Annotated in this window: 17 protein-coding genes; 5 read left to right on the forward strand and 12 right to left on the reverse strand. The window is 65.3% G+C overall.

The genetic code is table 11. The features are described 5' to 3' along the window. Nucleotides 1–13 precede the first annotated feature (13 nt). The 4 genes from arfA to leuS form a co-directional block, all read right to left on the reverse strand. Nucleotides 14–178 carry an alternative ribosome rescue factor ArfA gene (arfA, locus tag LK03_RS08225; protein WP_038411863.1) on the reverse strand — a complete coding sequence of 55 codons (165 nt, stop codon included), beginning with the start codon at nt 176–178 and terminating at the stop codon, nt 14–16. 89 nt (nt 179–267) lie between these two features. Then, a complete protein-coding gene (holA, locus tag LK03_RS08230; protein WP_038411864.1) occupies nt 268–1,305 on the reverse strand; it encodes a DNA polymerase III subunit delta in 1,038 nt (345 codons plus the stop codon). A 36-nt stretch (nt 1,306–1,341) separates the two neighbouring features. After that, complete coding sequence (gene lptE / locus LK03_RS08235) at nt 1,342–1,947, reverse strand: LPS assembly lipoprotein LptE (RefSeq protein WP_038411865.1); 606 nt, start codon at nt 1,945–1,947, stop codon at nt 1,342–1,344. Nucleotides 1,948–2,008: 61 nt separating this feature from the next. Beyond that, entirely contained in the window at nt 2,009–4,615 is a 2,607-nt protein-coding gene (leuS, locus tag LK03_RS08240; protein WP_038411866.1) for a leucine--tRNA ligase, read from the reverse strand. Nucleotides 4,616–4,842: 227 nt separating this feature from the next. Here leuS and LK03_RS08245 point away from each other — a divergent pair, with 227 nt between their 5' ends. Together LK03_RS08245 and LK03_RS08250 are read left to right on the forward strand one after the other, a co-directional pair. After that, a complete protein-coding gene (locus tag LK03_RS08245) occupies nt 4,843–5,157 on the forward strand; it encodes a hypothetical protein (protein ID WP_038411867.1) in 315 nt (104 codons plus the stop codon). A gap of 124 nt (nt 5,158–5,281) precedes the next feature. Then, entirely contained in the window at nt 5,282–6,043 is a 762-nt protein-coding gene (locus tag LK03_RS08250) for a YdcF family protein (RefSeq protein WP_038411868.1), read from the forward strand. Here the strand turns inward: LK03_RS08250 and lnt are convergent. From lnt to LK03_RS08270, 4 genes are read right to left on the reverse strand one after another with little or no spacing between them, the layout of a single operon-like run. Further along, nucleotides 6,037–7,575, reverse strand: coding sequence for an apolipoprotein N-acyltransferase (lnt, locus tag LK03_RS08255; RefSeq protein ID WP_038411869.1), 1,539 nt, complete (start codon nt 7,573–7,575; stop codon nt 6,037–6,039). The genes LK03_RS08250 and lnt overlap by 7 nt on opposite strands. A gap of 8 nt (nt 7,576–7,583) precedes the next feature. Further along, nucleotides 7,584–8,423: an HlyC/CorC family transporter gene (locus LK03_RS08260; RefSeq protein WP_028695526.1), complete on the reverse strand. Its 840-nt coding sequence runs from the start codon at nt 8,421–8,423 to the stop codon at nt 7,584–7,586. 5 nt (nt 8,424–8,428) lie between these two features. Further along, on the reverse strand, nt 8,429–8,917 hold the full coding sequence (gene ybeY / locus LK03_RS08265; protein ID WP_038411870.1) for an rRNA maturation RNase YbeY: 489 nt from the start codon (nt 8,915–8,917) through the stop codon (nt 8,429–8,431). Further along, complete coding sequence (locus tag LK03_RS08270; RefSeq protein ID WP_038411871.1) at nt 8,910–9,908, reverse strand: PhoH family protein; 999 nt, start codon at nt 9,906–9,908, stop codon at nt 8,910–8,912. Before LK03_RS08270 ends, ybeY begins: the two co-directional genes overlap by 8 nt. Nucleotides 9,909–10,148: 240 nt before the next feature. Here LK03_RS08270 and LK03_RS08275 point away from each other — a divergent pair, with 240 nt between their 5' ends. Further along, complete coding sequence (locus tag LK03_RS08275) at nt 10,149–10,475, forward strand: DUF1820 family protein (RefSeq protein ID WP_038414653.1); 327 nt, start codon at nt 10,149–10,151, stop codon at nt 10,473–10,475. Between the two features lie 26 nt (nt 10,476–10,501). Here LK03_RS08275 and LK03_RS08280 read toward each other — a convergent pair whose 3' ends face one another. The 4 genes from LK03_RS08280 to LK03_RS08295 all read right to left on the reverse strand — a co-directional run bounded on the left by LK03_RS08280 (nt 10,502) and on the right by LK03_RS08295 (nt 13,926). Beyond that, nucleotides 10,502–11,047 (reverse strand): tetratricopeptide repeat protein, encoded by a 546-nt coding sequence (locus LK03_RS08280; RefSeq protein ID WP_038411872.1) that lies wholly within the window; start codon nt 11,045–11,047, stop codon nt 10,502–10,504. A gap of 140 nt (nt 11,048–11,187) precedes the next feature. After that, nucleotides 11,188–12,471 carry a glutamate-1-semialdehyde 2,1-aminomutase gene (hemL, locus tag LK03_RS08285; protein WP_038411874.1) on the reverse strand — a complete coding sequence of 428 codons (1,284 nt, stop codon included), beginning with the start codon at nt 12,469–12,471 and terminating at the stop codon, nt 11,188–11,190. Nucleotides 12,472–12,488: 17 nt separating this feature from the next. Beyond that, nucleotides 12,489–13,112, reverse strand: coding sequence for a thiamine phosphate synthase (gene thiE / locus LK03_RS08290; RefSeq protein WP_038411875.1), 624 nt, complete (start codon nt 13,110–13,112; stop codon nt 12,489–12,491). 16 nt (nt 13,113–13,128) lie between these two features. Then, nucleotides 13,129–13,926: a hydroxymethylpyrimidine/phosphomethylpyrimidine kinase gene (locus LK03_RS08295; protein WP_038411876.1), complete on the reverse strand. Its 798-nt coding sequence runs from the start codon at nt 13,924–13,926 to the stop codon at nt 13,129–13,131. A 238-nt stretch (nt 13,927–14,164) separates the two neighbouring features. Between LK03_RS08295 and LK03_RS08300 the strand changes: the two genes are divergently transcribed. Together LK03_RS08300 and LK03_RS08305 are read left to right on the forward strand one after the other, a co-directional pair. Beyond that, nucleotides 14,165–16,153, forward strand: a complete 1,989-nt coding sequence (locus LK03_RS08300; RefSeq protein ID WP_038411877.1) for a sensor histidine kinase — start codon at nt 14,165–14,167, stop codon at nt 16,151–16,153. A 59-nt stretch (nt 16,154–16,212) separates the two neighbouring features. After that, nucleotides 16,213–17,865 (forward strand): acyl-CoA dehydrogenase family protein, encoded by a 1,653-nt coding sequence (locus tag LK03_RS08305; protein ID WP_038411878.1) that lies wholly within the window; start codon nt 16,213–16,215, stop codon nt 17,863–17,865. Nucleotides 17,866–17,882 lie beyond the last annotated feature (17 nt).

Genomic DNA, 17,882 nt, shown 5'->3' on the forward strand with positions numbered 1-17,882 from the left:
GCGGTTTGCGCCTTCATGCCGCCAGAAAGGAAGAAGCCTCCCAATCTCTCGATTGGAAGGCTTCGCGACGGTAGCTACCTTTGCCCTTGCCAGAGCGTTCCTGGCGGCAACGGAACAGTGGCTGGGCGATGATCGATTTGGCTTTGTTCGGGCCGGGTTTGCTGGCCTTTTTGCTCATTGCAGTGTCCTGTGCAGGAGGGGAGACGACTGGCACTTTAGGCCGCAGCGTGGGTGCGGGCCAATTGAATGTGTCAATCGCCGCTGCGGTCACTGCGCGGGCAGTGCCAGGCGCTGTCCTGCCATCAGCAGGGTCAGGCGGCTCAGGCTCATCCACGGCGAACCTTCAGCCTGGCCCTTGATTTGCGCATCAATGCGCTGGGCATCCTGCAGCAGCTGCGCCCAGCGCTGGGCAGAGAGGCGCTGCAGCGCTTTGCTTACCAAAGGCCGGCGCTTGTCCCAGATCGGTGGCTTGGCCTGGCTGAAGGCCTTGTCCAGCGGCACGCCCTGGCTGAACTGCTGGGCCAGGCCTGCCAGTGAGCGCAGTTCGCGGGCCAGTGCCCAGAGAATCACCGGCGGTTCGACGCCCTCGCCGCGCAGCCCTTCGAGAATACGCAGGGCATGGCCGGCGTCACCGGCCAGAATCGCATCGACCAGGCCGAATACATCGAAGCGCGCGCTGTCGGCCACTGCCGCCTGCACCGTCTCGACGGTGATCTGGTTGCCTTCGGCAAGCAGCTTGAGCTTTTCGATTTCCTGCGCTGCGGCCAGCAGGTTGCCTTCCACTCGCGTAGCGATCAGATCGACCGCTTCGCGCTGCGCCGACAACCCGGCCTGGGCCAGGCGCTGATTAATCCACTGCGGTAACTGCCGAGCTTCCACTGGCCAGATCTGGATGAACTGGCACGCTTGACCTTCCACCAGCACCTTGCCCCACTTGCTGCGCTGGGCACTGGCATCGAGCCGCGGCAGGCTGATCAGCAGCACGGTGTCTTCGGCGGGTCTGCTGCAGTATTCGATCAATGCAGCAGCGCCTTTGTCGCCGGGTTTGCCCGACGGCAGGCGCAGCTCCAGCAGGCGCCGCTGGGCGAACAGCGACAGGCTGGCACCGGCTTGCAGCAAGGTGCCCCAGTCGAAGTTGGCGTCGGCGCTGAACACCTGGCGCTCATCGAAACCTTGGGCGCGCGCGGCCACGCGGATGGCATCGGCGGCTTCCTGGCACAGCAGCGGGTCGTCGCCGCTGACCACGTAGACCGGCGCCAGGCTGCCTTGCAGGTGTTTGGTGAGCTGGGCGGGGGCAAGCTTCATGACATAGGGCGGGGCACCGCAGTGCCCCGCTCGGCCTCAATTGGCCGGAACTTCCATCGGCGATTGCTGGGGCGTGGCGTCCTGCGCACGGCGGGCCGCTTCCATCTGCTCGGCCTCGGCCTTGGCGCGCAGGTCGGCCTTGCGCTGCAGCTCGTCGAGCTGCGCTGGCGTCAGTTGCTGCAGGCGCAGCATCAGGCCCTGGACGACATTGTTGCGCATTTCTTTGCGCACGCGCTGGGCTTCGAGGTCGGAGCCAGTGATGTTGTTGCCGTCATGCACGTACATCTTGTGCACTTCCAGCGTGTCGGACAGCAGCTCGGCGTTGTTCAGGCCCTGCACGACATAGCTGACCACGGTGGTCAGTTCGTACTCGGCCGAGCGGGTGCCGCCGGTGTAGGTGGCTGCGCGCTGGGTGTCCTGCTCGTTGGTCAGCACCAAGTGGTACGGCGCGCCGCTGTACACCTTGACGCCGTTGTTTTCCAGCGCGGTGCGCAGTTGCTTGACCGTATCGCCATAGGCGTTGCGCGCGCTGAGATCGAGTTCGCGGATGTTCAGGTCATTGGCACCGGTGCCGCGCAGCTGGAAGCCGCAGGCGCTGAGCATGACGGCCAGGCCCATCACCAGCAGATTGCGTTTGATCATGTTGTAGCTCCCTTGTGGGCCGATTCCGCCTGCTCGCACCCTTGGCGAGCAGGCGTTGCCATCAGTTGGCGACGATGTTGACCAGCTTGCCCGGTACCACGATGACCTTGCGAATGGTCAGACCATCGAGGAAACGCAGGACGTTTTCGTTGCTGCGCGCAGCGGCTTCGATTTCTTCGCGGCTGGCGCTGGCCGGCATTTCCACCTGACCGCGCAGCTTGCCGTTGACCTGCACCACCAGGGTCAGGGTGTCTTGCACCAGCGCGCTGTCGTCGACCGCAGGCCAGGTCGCGTCGATCACCGCGCCAGCGTGGCCCAGGTGCGCCCACAGCGCATGGGAGATGTGCGGAGTGATCGGTGCCAGCAACAGGGTCACCGCTTCCAGACCTTCCTGCAGCAGTGCGCGATCCTGGGCGCTGGCCTGCGGTGCCTTTTCCAGCACGTTCATCAGCGTCATCACCTGGGCGATGGCGGTGTTGAACTTGTGGAACTGACCGATATCGGTGCTGGCCTGGCGAATGGCTGCATGGATGGCGCGGCGCACGACTTTCTGGGCATCGTCCAATGCGCTGATATCCAGTGCGCCAGGCAGGCCCTGGGCGACGTGCCCCTGGGCCAGACGCCAGACGCGGCGCAGGAAGCGGCTGGCGCCTTCGACGCCGGAGTCGGACCACTCCAGGCTTTGGTCAGGCGGCGAGGCGAACATCATGAACAGGCGGCAGGTGTCGGCGCCGTAGGCTTCGATCATCGATTGCGGATCGACGCCGTTGTTCTTCGACTTGGACATCTTCTCGGTGCCGCCGATTTCCACCGGCAGGCCGTCGCTCTTCAGGCGTGCGCCGATGATCTTGGCCTTGGCATCGCGCTCGATCTCGACGTCGGCCGGGTTGAACCAGTCCTTGCCGCCGTTGCTGGCGACGCGGTAGTAGGTCTCGGCGACCACCATGCCCTGGGTCAGCAGGTTCTTGAACGGCTCGTTGGAGGTGACCAGGCCTTCGTCGCGCATCAGCTTGTGGAAGAAGCGCGCGTACAGCAGGTGCAGGATCGCGTGCTCGATACCGCCGATGTACTGATCGACCGGCAGCCAGTGGTTGGCCGCTTTCGGGTCGACCATGCCACCTTCATAGTTCGGCGAGGCGTAGCGGGCGAAGTACCAGGACGACTCGACGAAGGTGTCCATGGTATCGGTTTCACGCTTGGCCGGGCTGCCGCAGGTGGGGCAGGTGCACTCGTAGAACTCAGGCATGCGCGCCAGGGGCGAACCGGCGCCATCAGGCACCACGTTCTCGGGCAGCTTGACCGGCAGTTGGTCCTCCGGCACCGGCACGTCACCGCATCTAGCGCAGTGAATGATCGGGATCGGGCAGCCCCAGTAACGCTGGCGGCTGATGCCCCAATCGCGCAGGCGGAACTGGGTGCGCGACTTGCCGAGACTCTTGCGGATCAGCGCAGCTTCCATGGCATCGAAGGCGCCTGCGAAGTCGAGGCCGTCGAACTCGCCGGAGTTGATCAGCTGACCGTGCTCGCCATAGGCCTCCTGCCACTCGCTGCCGACCTCGTCGCCGGCACTGGTGCGGACCACCGCCTTGACCGGCAGCTGGTACTTGCGGGCGAATTCGAAATCGCGCTCGTCGTGGGCAGGAACCGCCATGACTGCGCCGTCGCCATAGTGCATGAGCACGTAGTTGGCGACCCACACCGGCAGTTTTTCGCCGGTCAGCGGGTGCTCGACGCGCAGAGAAGTGGGCATGCCTTTCTTCTCTTGGGTGGCCATGTCGGCCTCCGCAACGCTGCCGGATTTGCATTCATCGATGAACGCCTGCAACGCGGCATCACCTTGAGCGGCCTGGGTCGCCAGCGGGTGCTCGGCGGCAACGGCAACGTAGGTGGCGCCCATCAATGTGTCGGGACGGGTGGTGAAGACCTTCAGCGCACCGGCATGGCCGATGCTGGCCTGGTCGTAGGGGAACTGCACTTCCATGCCGCGCGACTTGCCGATCCAGTTGCGCTGCATGGTCTTGACCTGCTCAGGCCAGCCCGGCAGCTCGTCGAGGCTTTCCAGCAGCTCGTCGGCGTAGTCGGTGATGCGGAAGTAGTACATCGGGATTTCGCGTTTTTCGATCAACGCACCGGAACGCCAGCCACGGCCATCGATGACCTGCTCGTTGGCCAGGACCGTCTGGTCGGCCGGGTCCCAGTTGACGGTGCCGTTCTTGCGGTAGATCACGCCTTTTTCGAACAGGCGAGTGAACAGCCATTGTTCCCAGCGGTAGTAGTCCGGCTTGCAGGTGGTGACTTCACGCGACCAGTCGATGGCCAGGCCCAGGCTCATCAGCTGGGTCTTCATGTAGTCGATATTTTCGTAGGTCCACTTGGCCGGGGCGACGTTGTTCTTCATCGCGGCGTTTTCCGCCGGCATGCCGAAGGCGTCCCAGCCCATGGGCTGCAGCACGTTCTTGCCCAGCATGCGCTGGTAACGGCTGATCACATCACCGATGGTGTAGTTGCGCACGTGGCCCATGTGTAGCTTGCCGCTCGGGTACGGGAACATCGACAGGCAGTAGTAGGTGTCCTTGCCTGGCTGTTCATTGACGGCGAACGACTGTTGCGCATCCCAGAAAGACTGGGCGGCGGCTTCGATATCACGGGGCGTGTATTGTTCGTGCATGGCTACTTTTTGCTGAGAGAGAAGGGACCCTGTTCCAGGCAGCGCAACCTCGCTGCGTCCGGCACTCCGGCGTCGTGAGAGTGAGCGCCGTAGCATACATGAGCGCCGCCGCCGCTGGCTAACCAATCTATGCCCGGGGCCGTTGGTCGCGGCGCCCGGCTGCTTTTGCGAGTGACGCTAAGCTCATGGCTGGGGGGAGATATCGTTATCTTCAATGAGGTGTACGGATGGGAGATTCGCCGCTGACCACAACCGAACCGGAGGTCTATGAACGCCTGATCGATCGTCTTGGCCTGGCCTTGGAAACCGCCAGGACTGCCGTCCGATTGCGCGACGAGACACCCACTGAGCTGGAACTGCGAGGCCTGAGCCCCGCCGAGTTCGAGCTGATCAGGACCTGGCTGGAAACCCAGGCGCTTGGCCGCTTGGCCCAGGCTGGCCGCGATAACCGCGCGCCTGTCGCCACTGCCAGAGTCATCTGGCTCAAGGACCGCAAGCGTCCGGCGCGCGCACCTGCCACGCGCACGCAGACCTTCAGGTGAACCGCGCCCGCCGTCCGGCGGGCCGCGCTTGATACACAACCCTGTTCAATCTGATCGGCTCCCGTGCTCTTGAGGTGGGGCGCCGATCCTCCTAGGCTGCAGGCCTTCGACAAAGGTGTGCGCCATGCCGATCAGGTTCTTCATCAAACAATGGTTGCTGCCGCCCGGGCTGCTGCTGATTCTCCTGGTGCTCGGCTGGTGGCTGCGCCGCCGCCGACCGCGGCTGGCGGCACTGTGCTTTTTCAGCGGCGCCGGCGGGCTGCTGCTGATGAGCCTGCCGTTGGTGATGGAGCAGGCGGCGCGCGTGCTGGAAAGTGAGCCGCCCCTGGCCCTGGAGCAGTGGGCGCAGTTGGCAGAGCGTGCGGATGTGATCGTCGTGCTCGGCGCCGGTCGCGAGCGCGGCGACCCGGCCTGGGGCGGTGCCGACCAGCCAAGTCTGTTGGCCCTGCAGCGCATGGGTTTCGCTGCGGCACTGGCCAGGGCCAGCGGCCTGCCCGTACTGACCAGCGGCGGCCTGCACTACGGCACGCCGCCCAGCGAGGCGCAGTTGATGGCTGAGGGTATGCAGCGCGACTTTGCCGTGCCGGTGACCTGGCAGGAAGGGGCCAGCCGCACCACATGGGAAAACGCCCTCTACAGCGCAGCCCTTTTGCAGCCCCTGGGCAAACGGCGCGTGGTGCTGGTGACCCAGGCCTGGCACATGCAGCGGGCGCGCTGGAGCTTCGAGCGCGCCGGTTTCAGCGTGGTGCCGGCACCGGTCGGTTTCCTTGGCCGCGACAACGCGCGTCCTTTCGCCGGGTTGCTGCCGGAAAGCCGCGCGCTGTGGCAGAACGGTCAACTGCTCAATGAAGCGGTCGGCCTGCTGGGGTATCGGCTGTTCTATTGATGCGTTGCCGCAGGGTGCGGCGTGCGCGCCCTGCGTCTGCTTAGCGCCGCCCAGCCCAGCAATACCGCGCACAGGCTCGCCAGTGGCCAGGAGCGCCATTGCAGGTAGGGCGTCAGTTGCTGCATCGGCACCACCTCACCGTACAGCACCGCCTGCTCGAACTGTGGCACCTGGGCGGTGATGCGGCCAAACGGGTCGATCAGTGCGGTGACCCCGTTGTTGGTGGCGCGGATCATCCAGCGCCCGGCTTCCAAGGCACGCATCTGCGCCATTTGCAGGTGTTGCAGCGGTCCGATCGAGGTGCCGAACCAGGTGTCGTTGCTGATGGTCAGCAGCAGGTCGCTGCGTGCGGCAAGGCCGGCGGCGAACTCGGGATACACCACCTCGTAGCAGATGTAGGGGGCGATCTGGTAACCCTTGGCCTGCAGCAGCGTCTGGTCGGACGGGCCACGGGCGAAGTCGGACATCGGCAGGTTGAAGAACTCGATAGCGCCGCGCAGCATGTCCTGCAGCGGCACGTACTCACCGAACGGCACCAGTTTCTGCTTGAGGTAGGTGCCGTCACCTTCGCCGGTCACGGTCACGCCGTTGTAGTAACGGCGCTGGCCGTGCACGGTTTCGCGCACCGGCACCCCGGTGATCAGCGCCGTGTCACGACCTGCGGCGAAGCTGCCCATCATGTCCAGATAACCCTGCGCTTGATCCTTGAGGATCGGCACCGCGGTTTCCGGCCACACCAGCAGATCGACCGGCTTTGCCGTCAGGCTCAGGTCGCGGTACAGCGCCAGTTGCGCGTTGATGTGTGCAGGGTCCCATTTCAGGTCTTGCTCGACGTTACCCTGAATGGCCGCTATGCGCAGCGCCTCACCCGACGGTTGCGTCCAGGCGTGATGCTTCAGCACCTCGCCCAGCAACCAGGGTGCGACCAGCAGCGCCAGCCCTGCCGCCAGCGTCGGCAGGCGCGCGCGCAGACGATGCAGGTTGCACAGCAGTGCGGCGCTCAAGGCCAGCACGAAGGAGATCAACCACACCCCGCCCAGCGGCGCGAGCCCGGCCAGCGGCCCGGCCAGTTGACTGTAGCCGGCATACAGCCAGGGAAAACCGGTGAGGAACCAGCCACGAAACGCTTCTTGCAGCAGCCACAGGGCCGCGAAGCTCAAAGCGTCGGCCAGCGGCGAATCGCTGCGCCGCAGCCAGCGTGCCCACAGCCAGGCGGGCAGGGCGAAGAACCAGGCGATGGCAGCGAAGAAGGCCAGCAACAGCAGCACCGCCAGCAGCGGCGAGGCGCCGCCGTAGGTGGTCATGCTGACGTAGATCCAGCTGGTGCCGGCACCGTACAGGCCGAAGCCGAAGCACCAGCCGCGGGCCATGGCCTGACGCGGGGTCAGGTCGCGAAGGCCCAGGTAGAACACGGCGATCGACAGCAGCGCCAGTGGCCACAGGTCGAAGGGCGAGAGGGCCAGCAGCGTCGAAGCGCCAGCCGCCACGGCCAGCAGGTTACCGGGCCAGCCGGGGCGGGTGATCCAGCGCATGGGAGTCCTTAACGGTTGATCGGGGTCAGGCGCAGCAGGTGGATGCGTCGGCTGTCGGCATTGAGAATGCGGAAGCGCCACAGGCCGATTTCCGTCGTCTCGTTGCGCTTGGGCAGGTGACCGAACGCGGTCATGACCAGCCCGCCGACGGTGTTGAAGTCCTCGGTGGAGAACTCGCCGTCGAAGAACTCGTTGAAGTGCTCGATCGGGGTCAGTGCCTTGACCAGGAAGTCGCCGTTGGGCAGCGGCTTGATGTAGCTGTCTTCCTCGACGTCGTGCTCGTCTTCGATATCGCCGACGATCTGCTCCAGCACGTCTTCGATGGTCACCAGTCCGGCGACGCCGCCGTACTCATCGACCACGATGGCCATGTGGTTATGGTTGGCGCGGAACTCGCGCAGCAGCACGTTGAGGCGCTTGGATTCGGGCACGAAGGTGGCCGACCGCAGCAACTGCTTGATGTCGAAGCTGTCGCCATTCTCGCGCAGGATGAGCGGCAGCAGGTCTTTGGCCAGGAGGATTCCGAGCACATCGTCGTGGCTTTCGCCGATCACCGGGTAACGCGAGTGCGCGGCATCGATCACCGCTGGGAGGAACTCGCGAGGCGTCTGCCCGGCCTTGATGCTGATCATCTGCGAGCGCGGCACCATGATGTCGCGCACCTGCAGGTCGGCGACCTGAATGGCGCCTTCGACGATGGCCAGCGCTTCGCTGTCGAGCAGCTTGTTCTGATGGGCTTCACGCAGCAGCTCGAGGAGCTCCTGGCGGTTTTTCGGCTCATGGGCAAAAGCCTGGGTCAGTTTACCCAGCCAGGACTTTTGCCCGTTGCTCGATCGGTCTTCGCTCATGGCGGTTACTCGTGGTCCTTGCAGTCAGCGGTTGGAGAATGTTCGTCGTCGGCGTACGGGTCGGGATGACCCAGTTCCGCCAGCAGTGTGCGTTCCAGGGCTTCCATCTCTTCGGCTTCGTCATCGTCGATGTGATCGTAGCCGAGCAAGTGCAGGCAGCCGTGAATGACCAGGTGCGCCCAGTGGGCATCCAGCGCCTTGCCTTGTTCGTGTGCCTCGCGCTCGACCACCGGAATGCAGATCACCAGGTCGCCCAGCAGGGGGATGTCGAGTAGTTCATCCGGCACGTCGGCGGGGAAGGACAGCACGTTGGTCGCGTAATCCTTGTGCCGCCAGGTGTGGTTCAACTCGCGGCCTTCGGCTTCGTCGACCAGGCGGATAGTCAACTCGGAATCTGCGCTGCGTTGGCGCAGGGCCAGTTCACACCAGTGGCGGAACGCGGCGTCATCGGGCGCGGCTGCCGCCGAAGCCCGTTGCAGGTCGAGTTCAAGCATCTTTGCGCGTGGCCTCTGCACCGCTCTGCTGACCATCGAAGCGCTCGTAGGCCTCGACGATGCGCTGCACCAGCGGGTGGCGCACCACGTCCTTGGGCTGGAAGTGGGTGAAGCTGATGCCCGGCACGTCCTTGAGCACCTCGATGACGTGGGTCAGGCCCGACTTGGTGCCGCGCGGCAGGTCGACCTGAGTGATGTCGCCGGTAATCACCGCGGTGGAGCCGAAACCGATCCGCGTGAGGAACATCTTCATCTGTTCCAGCGTGGTGTTCTGGCTCTCATCGAGGATGATGAAGCTGTTGTTCAGGGTGCGGCCGCGCATATAGGCGAGCGGGGCGATTTCGATCACCTGGCGTTCGATCAGCTTGGCCACGTGTTCGAAGCCGAGCATTTCATACAGCGCGTCGTACAGCGGGCGCAGGTAGGGGTCGATTTTCTGAGCCAGATCACCAGGCAGGAAGCCGAGCTTCTCGCCGGCCTCGACTGCCGGGCGCACCAGCAGAATGCGCCGTACCTGTTCGCGCTCCAGCGCGTCCACCGCGCAGGCGACGGCCAGGTAGGTCTTGCCGGTGCCCGCAGGACCGACGCCGAAGTTGATGTCGTTGGCGAGGATTTCCTTCACGTAACGCTGCTGGTTGACACCGCGCGGGCGAATCGGGCCCTTGCGCGTGCGCAGCGAGACGCTGACCTCGTTGACGGCCGGGTTGTCGATGTTTTCCACCGAGGACTCCTGCAAGTAGAGGTGCACCATCTCTGGCGACAGGTCGGTCGCCTTGGTCTCACGGTAGAGACGGCGCAGCAGCTGCTCGGCTGCGGAGGTGGATTTGGCGTCGCCGATGAGTTCGAACTGATTGCCGCGGTTGCGGATTTCGATGGCCAGGCGTTGTTCGATCAGGCGCAGGTGCTCGTCGAACTGGCCGCACAAGTTGGCGAAGCGATGGGCCTCGAAGGGCTCGAGGAGGAAACGATGGGGTTGTATGGGTGCGTTCAAGGTGGTTTTTGGCCGCTCGACGGCAATGAATGTGAGCTGAAGAATAACCCTTGAGTGACAGGGACGAAAGCACTGAAACGATCAAGGGTCAGCGAAAGACGGTGGCGGACCTGCAGGCAGCAGGGAGCATTGTCGATGCCATGCATGACAGTCACGCTGTCACTGCTCGGCGGTGCTTGCAGGGGCCGGTGCTCTGCTATGATGCCCGGCCTTTTTTCCAGCACGTACCGTCCAGCGAACATGAGCAAGCGCGAACCCGCCATCTATAAAGTCATCTTCCTCAACCAGGGCCAGGTCTTCGAGTTGTACGCCAAGCAGATTTTCCAGAGCGATCTATGGGGCTTTCTGGAAATCGAAGAAATTGTCTTCGGCGAGCGTAGCCAACTGCTGGTCGATCCCGGTGAGGAAAAGCTCAAGACTCAGTTCGAGGGCGTAGTGCGCAGTTTCGTTCCCCTGCAGTCGATCGTGCGCATCGACGAGGTGGAGCGGCTTGGGACGGCGAAGATCAGTGAAGCCAAGGGCGGTGGCAACGTGATGCCGTTCCCCCTGCCAGTACCTGAACGCTGAGGCCACAGGTAACGCGGCAAACTCACTCAGGGCAGGGGAGAGAAAGGCGAGCGACCTTCGGCGTTCTGCAGCTCGAGCAGGTATTTGCGGAAGATCTGCCCCAGCACCTGGGTGGCGTGCTCGAGTTCTTCGCGCGGCATCTGCTCACTGACTTCATCCGCCATGTCCAGCGCATCCTCGGCGCCGTTGACCGCGGCCATTTTCAGCAGGATGTAGGCCTGCACATTGTTGGCCTTGACCCCTTCACCCTTGAAGAACATGCCGCCCAGACGGTACTGGGCTTCGGCATGGCCTTGCAACGAGGCCTTCTGGAACCAGGCCAGGGCCTTGTCCAGTTGCGGCGGTGACTGCGTATGGTAGTACTCGCCCAGTTCGAACTGCGCCTCGGCATCGCCGGCGTCGGCGGTGCTTTCGCACGCCTTGAGCGCCTTGTCGAGGTCCTGGGGCTGAGTATTGAGCGTGCAACGGCCCGTGGCTGGGATCAGCAACGAGTTGCCTTCCTCTGCCAGTGTCAGCAGGGGCGTGAGAAGCAACAGGCACCCCAGGGTCAGGGCGCGGCCGGTGCGGTTCATGGGGATAGACTTACCTCTGCAAAGCTGCGGCCAATGTCTGGTGGCACATTATGGGATAAGCAACGCCAACCTTACAAAGATTTACGCGAATTTCTGCCCAGGGAGCGAACGCTGCCGCTCCCCTTGGCGATATCGCGCCCTCAGCGCAGTGCGGCGAAGGCCCGCTCGGCAGCGTCGAGGGTGATCTGCAGCTCCTTGTCGCCGTGGGCGATCGAGGTGAAACCGGCCTCGAACGCGCTCGGCGCCAGGTAGACGCCGCCTTCGAGCATCAGATGGAAGAAGCGCTTGAAACGTTCAGAGTCGCTGGCCATGACGTCGTCGAACGTGACGATATCGTCGGCGCCGCTGAAGTACAGGCCGAACATGGCCCCCGCCTGGGTGGTGACGAACGGCACGCCAGCGGCATCGGCACGTTGCTGCAGGCCATCGAGCATGCGGCTGGTGAAGGCCGTCAGCTCGTCATGGAAGCCCGGACGGCTGATCAGCCTGAGGGTGGTCAGGCCCGCAGCCATCGCCAGCGGGTTACCCGACAGCGTGCCGGCCTGGTACACCGGCCCCAGTGGCGCGATGCATTCCATGATCGCCCGCTTGCCGCCGAAGCAGCCCACCGGCATGCCGCCGCCGACGATCTTGCCGAAGGTCGACAGGTCGGGCGTGATGCCGTAATAGCCCTGGGCGCCGCCGAGGGAGACGCGGAAACCGGTCATCACCTCGTCGAAGATCAGCACCACGCCATGTTTGTCGCATTGTTCACGCAGGCCTTCGAGGAAGCCCGGCGCAGGCGGCACGCAGTTCATGTTGCCGGCCACCGGCTCGACGATGATGCAGGCGACGCTGTCGCCGACTTCTGCGAGGGTCTTTTCCACCTCGGCCAGGTCGTTGAACGGCAGGGTCAGGGTGTGCTTGGCGAAGTCAGCCGGCACCCCGGCCGAGCTGGGCACGCCTTGGGTCAGCAGGCCGGAACCGGCCTTGACCAGCAGGCTGTCGGAGTGGCCGTGGTAGCAGCCTTCGAACTTGATGATGGCATCGCGGCCAGTGTAGCCCCGGGCCAGGCGAATGGCGCTCATGGTCGCTTCGGTGCCCGAGCTGACCATGCGCACCATTTCCATCGACGGCACGATCGAGCAGACCAGGTCGGCCATCTCGGTTTCCATGGCGGTTGGCGCGCCGTAGGACAGGCCGTGCGCCAATTGCTTGCGCACCGACTCCAGCACCTCAGGGTGGCCGTGGCCGAGAATCATCGGCCCCCAGGAACCGACATAGTCGACATAGCGCTTGTCGTCCTCGTCGATCACGTAGGCGCCTTCGGCGTGCTTGAAGAACAGCGGCGTGCCACCGACGCTACGGAAGGCGCGCACCGGCGAGTTGACCCCGCCGGGGATGTGTTTCTGGGCTTGGGCGAACAGGTCTTCGGAACGGGACATGGACATACTCTCTTGAATCAGGAAGCGAACAGGGCGTTGAAGGCGCGGGCGCGGCGAGTGACCTCGGCCGAGCTGTCGGCACCGAACAGGCCGTGGATCACTGCCAGCAGGTCGGCGCCGTGGGCGACCAGCGGGGCAGCGTTGTCGAGGGTGACGCCGCCGATCACCGCGATCGGCAGGCGTATCTGCGCCCGTGCCTGGCTCAGCAACTCTAGGTTGGCGGCTGGGGCGCCGGGTTTGGTCAGGGAATTGAAAAAGCGCCCGAAGGCTACATAGCTGGCCCCTTCACGTGCAGCCTGGGCGGCCAGTTCGAGGCTGGCATGACAGGTCGAGCCGATGACGGCCTGACTGCCAAGCAGGGCGCGTGCCGGGGTCAACGGACCGTCAGTCTGGCCCAGGTGCACGCCGACCCCCAGGCGCGCGGCCAGCTCGGCGTCGTCGTTGATCACCAGCGTCGAGCCATAGCGCTCGCACAGACCTTGCAGAGCCTCGGCCTCGCGCAGCCGACGGGCGGTGTCGTCGCTTTTGTCGCGGTACTGCAGCAGGCGAACGCCGCCGTCCAGTGCCGCCTCGACATAAGGCAGCAGGCGACCGGCCAGCAGTTGACTGTCGGTGATGGCGTAAAGACCGCGTAGGGTCATCTTGGGCCTCGTCAGATCAGGAGCAGAAATCCAGCGGCAGGCGACGTGGGACGAACTGGCCGTGGCCTAGTCGCTCGGCGTCGCGCAGGGTTCGCCAGGTGTAGTCGAGGGCGCTGTGCACCGCGCTGGGCAGTTGTTCGCCCAGGGCCAGGCGCCCGGCCAGGGCACTGGCCAGGGTGCAGCCGGAGCCGTGGTAGCTGCCGGGCAGGCGTTCGCAGAGCCAGGTCTGTGGGGCCTCGAAGCGGCTGTAGAAACGGTTGTGGATCTGCGCTTCGTCGCCATGCCCGCCCGTAATCAGCAGATTGCGGCAAAACCGCAGCAGCACCTCGGCGCATTCATCGGCCGTGCCGTTGGGCAGTTCAGCGAGAATGCGTGCTTCGGGCAGGTTGGGCGTAGCGATTACCGACAGCGGCAACAGGCGCTCACGCAGGGCGTAGCCGACCTCGTCCTTGCCCAGCTGGCCACCGCCGCCGGCGCGCAGCACCGGGTCGCACACCAATGGCAGGTGCGGATAAGCGCTGAGCAGTTCTGCGACGGTGTCGACCATCTCGATCGAGCCGAGCATACCCAGCTTGACCGCGGCGACCTGCGAGTCGGCGAGCACGGCATTGGCCTGGGCCAGTACCCACTCGCGGTCGAGCACGCGGAAGTCGCTGACATTGACGGTGTCCTGCACGGTCAGCGCGGTCACCGCAGGTGCGGCGTGACAGCCTTGAGCGAGCAGGGCTTCGATATCTGCCTGCAGACCGGCGCCGCCACTGGGGTCGTGGCCGGAGAGACAGAGGACAACGGGGCGGGAGCTATAGATAGTCATGGTCGCCGAGCTTACCACCAAACCGTCCAGGACGACGCGCCAGGTGCCTGGCCAGGCTCCTTGCCAGGGTTGCCAGCCCAGGCGCGGTGCGGCCTGCGCGCTGTGCGAGTGGGGGCGTTACCTGGGCAAGCTATGCTAGAGTCCGCGATCGATTCGATAGGCGGGCGCCCTCCAGCGCCCTCTCTCACACGGACAGGAGAACACTGCGACGCCGACGGACGGGCCATGCTGGGGCTGTATGCGCTATTTGCTGATTTTCCTGTTGGGCTGCGTGCCCCTGCTGGCCCAGGCGGTCGGATTCGACAACGCCACCACGCGGCTGGAGCTGGGTCGGGCCCTGCAGGTGTTCGAAGACCGCGGCGGTGCCAGCACCATCGACGAGGTCAGCGCGCCACGCTTTCGCGGCTTTCGCCAGCAGGACCGCGACGTGCTCAATGCCGGCTATTCACGCTCGGTGTTCTGGCTCAAGGTGCCGCTGACCTACAGCGAAGGCCCAGGCAGCACGCAAAAGCAGTGGCTGCTTGAGCTGGCGTATCCACCGCTGGATCACCTCGAGCTGTACCTGCCCGATGGCCAGGGCGGCTACCGGCTGGCGCAACGCACAGGCGACGCCTTGCCCTACGCCAGCCGGCAGATCCGCCAGGATGCCTACCTGTTCGACCTGCCGCTGCGCCCCGGCCACACCACCACCGTCTACCTGCGCATCCACAGCGAGGGCTCGCTGCAGGCGCCGCTGACCCTGTGGTCGGCGCATGCCTACATCGAGCAGCAGCCCAGCCGCCTGTATGTGCTGGGCATGATCTACGGTGTGCTGCTGGTGATGCTGGTGTACAACTTCTTCCTGTACGTCAGCGTGCGTGATGTCGCCTACCTCTACTACATCCTTTATATCGCCGCGTTCGGGCTGTACCAGGTGTCGGTCAACGGGGCCGGCGTTGCCTACCTGTGGCCCGACAACCCTTGGTGGGCGAATGCCGCGACGCCCTTTTTCATCGGCGCGGCGGGGCTGTTCGGTTGCCAGTTCGCCCGGCAGTTCCTGCAACTGGCGCGTGTCAGCCGTGCCTGCGACCGTCTGCTGCGCGGGCTAATGGCCGCTGCTGCGGTAGTGATGGCCATGGCGTTGCTGGCGCCCTACGGCCTGGCGCTGCGCCTGGCGACCGGGCTGGCGCTGGCATTCACCCTGAGCATCTTCGCAGCAGGCCTGCTGGCCTGGTGGCGCGGGCTGCGGGTAGCGCGCTGGTTCATCATCGCCTGGTCGGCGTTTCTCTTTGGCGGACTGATCAACTCCCTGATGGTGCTGGGGTACCTGCCCAACGTGTTCCTGACCATGTACGCCAGCCAGCTTGGCTCGGCGCTGGAAGTGGCCTTGTTGTCGCTGGCGCTGGCCGACCGTATCAACAGTATGCGCGACGAACAGGCGCGCACCCTGCGTGAAACCGGCGCCACGCTCGAGCAGCTCAACCAGCAACTGGCGCGCAGCAATCGGCTCAAGGATGAGTTCCTCGCCACCGTCAGCCATGAACTGCGCACGCCGATGAACGGCGTGGTCGGTTCGCTGGAACTGCTCCACTCACCCACGCTTAGCGCCGAACAGGCGCAGTTTCACCGTAGCGCCAGCGCAGCCGCCCACGACATGCTGGCCATGGTCGATGACCTGCTGGTGCTGACCGAGCTGCAGGCCGGGCGCCTGCAGGCGCAGGCAGTGCCGTTCCACCTTGGTCGACTGCTGCAGGAGCTGCGCGCGCGCTACGCCGGCCAGGCGTTGGGTAAAGGGCTGTACCTGAGCCTCGACCTCAGCCCGGAATTGCCCGAGTACCTGCTGGGCGATGCGCAGAAGCTGACGCGCTGCCTGGCCTGCCTGCTCGACAACGCCCTGAAGTTCACCGCCCAGGGCGGGGTGATGGTGCAGGTGCGTGGCCGTCGCACCGGGCCTGACCGGGTGGCCTTGACCTTCAGCGTGATCGACAGCGGCATCGGCTTCGCCGACCTCGACCAGGCCAGCCTGTATCAGCGGTTCTTCCAGATCGACGGCTCCACCACCCGTCAGCACGGCGGCCTGGGCATCGGCCTGGCGATCTGCCGGCAGATGGCCGAGCTGCTCGGTGCGCGGCTGTCGCAGGTCTCGACCCCAGGCAAGGGCAGCCGCTTCGAGCTGAGCCTGAGCCTGGCGGTGGTGCAGGGGCGGGTGCCGCAGGTTGAGGAGGCGCAGCGTCGCGGACGCTTCTAGGCTCTGTAGGACAGGTCGCACGCAACGGCTGCGATCATGCGCATCGATTGGAGGCGCCCATGAACCTGCACGCGTACGCCGAAACCCACACCGTCAGCAACCAGCCGCCGCCGCTCGATGGCGCCAACCTGTACCGCATCGACCTGCCCTTGCAGCACTGGGCCAGGCACTTCGGCGCCGGCTGGGCCGAGGCGCGCATCGAGGCCTATGGCGCGCTGGCGGGCGGCCCGCTGATGGCTGCGGGATTTCTTGCCGAGGCCAATCCCCCGCAGTTTCACAGCCATGACCGCTATGGGCACCGCATCGACCTGGTCGACTTCCACCCGGCCTATCATCTGCTGATGCGCACGGCCATCGAACATGGCCTGCCGTCACTGCCCTGGAGCGAACCCCGCCCCGGCGCGCACGTGGCCCGCGCGGCCATGACTTACCTGCACAGCCAGGCCGAAGCGGCCAGCGGCTGCCCGCTGACCATGACCTTCGCTGCCGTCCCGGCGCTGCGCCGGCAAGCGTCGCTGGCCGCCCACTGGCTGCCCAAGGTGCTGGCCTGCGACTACGACCCGCGCAACGTTGGCGACCGGCACAAGGCCGGCGTCACCCTGGGCATGGCCATGACCGAAAAGCAGGGCGGCAGCGACGTGCGTGCCAACACCACACGGGCGTTCCCGGTGGCGGCCAGCGGGCCGGGCGAGGCGTACGAATTGCTTGGGCACAAGTGGTTCTGTTCGGCGCCGATGTGCGATGCCTTCCTCACACTGGCGCAGACCGAACACGGCCTGAGCTGCTTTCTGCTGCCACGCCACCGCCCCGACGACAGCCGCAACGAGCTGTACATCCAGCGCCTGAAGAACAAGCTCGGTAACCGCGCCAATGCTTCGTGCGAAGTGGAATTTCGCGGCGCCCTGGCGTGGATGCTGGGCGAAGAGGGACGGGGCATCGCCACCATTCTGGAAATGGTCGGCATGACCCGCTTCGACTGCATGGTCGGCTCCAGCGCCCTGATGCGCCAGGCGCTGACCCAGGCCAGCCATCACTGCGCCCACCGCACGGTCAGCGGGCGCCTGCTCAGCGAACAGCCGCTGATGCAGAACGTGCTGGCCGACCTGGCCGTGGAAAGTGAAGCGGCTTTGGCCCTGAGCCTGCGCATGGCCCAGGCGCTGGACCGCCTGGACCATACCCAGCAGCGGCTGTTCGCCCGGTTGATGACCGCCGTGGGCAAATACTGGATATGCAAACGTGCCCCGGCGATGATCAACGAAGCCGCCGAATGCCTGGGCGGCGCGGGCTATATCGAAGACAGCATCCTGCCGCGGCTGTACCGCGAAGCGCCGGTCAATTCCATCTGGGAGGGCTCGGGCAACGTGCAGTGCCTGGATGTGTTGCGCGCCCTGGACAGGGAAGACGGTGTACGCGAGGCGCTGTTCGACGAGCTGGGTGACGGGCACGGCGACCGCCGCTTGGCCGTCCACATCCAGCGTCTGCGCCAGGCGCTGGATGATCCCGCCGAGCTGCCTTCCCGTGCCCGGCAACTGAGCGAAGACATTGCCTTGGCGGTGCAGGCCAGGCTGTTGTTCGAAGGCGGCCCCAGTCACCTCAGCGAAGCGTTCATCGGCAGCCGCCTCGACGCTGGCGGGCGGCTCTACGGCACGCTGCCGCGCGGCACCGACGTCGCTGCCCTGGTGGCGCGGGCGACACCGCCCTGGCCGCTCTGACCAGCAGGCACTGGGGG

Source organism: Pseudomonas cremoricolorata (genome assembly GCF_000759535.1).
Classification (GTDB): Bacteria; Pseudomonadota; Gammaproteobacteria; order Pseudomonadales; family Pseudomonadaceae; genus Aquipseudomonas; species Aquipseudomonas cremoricolorata_A.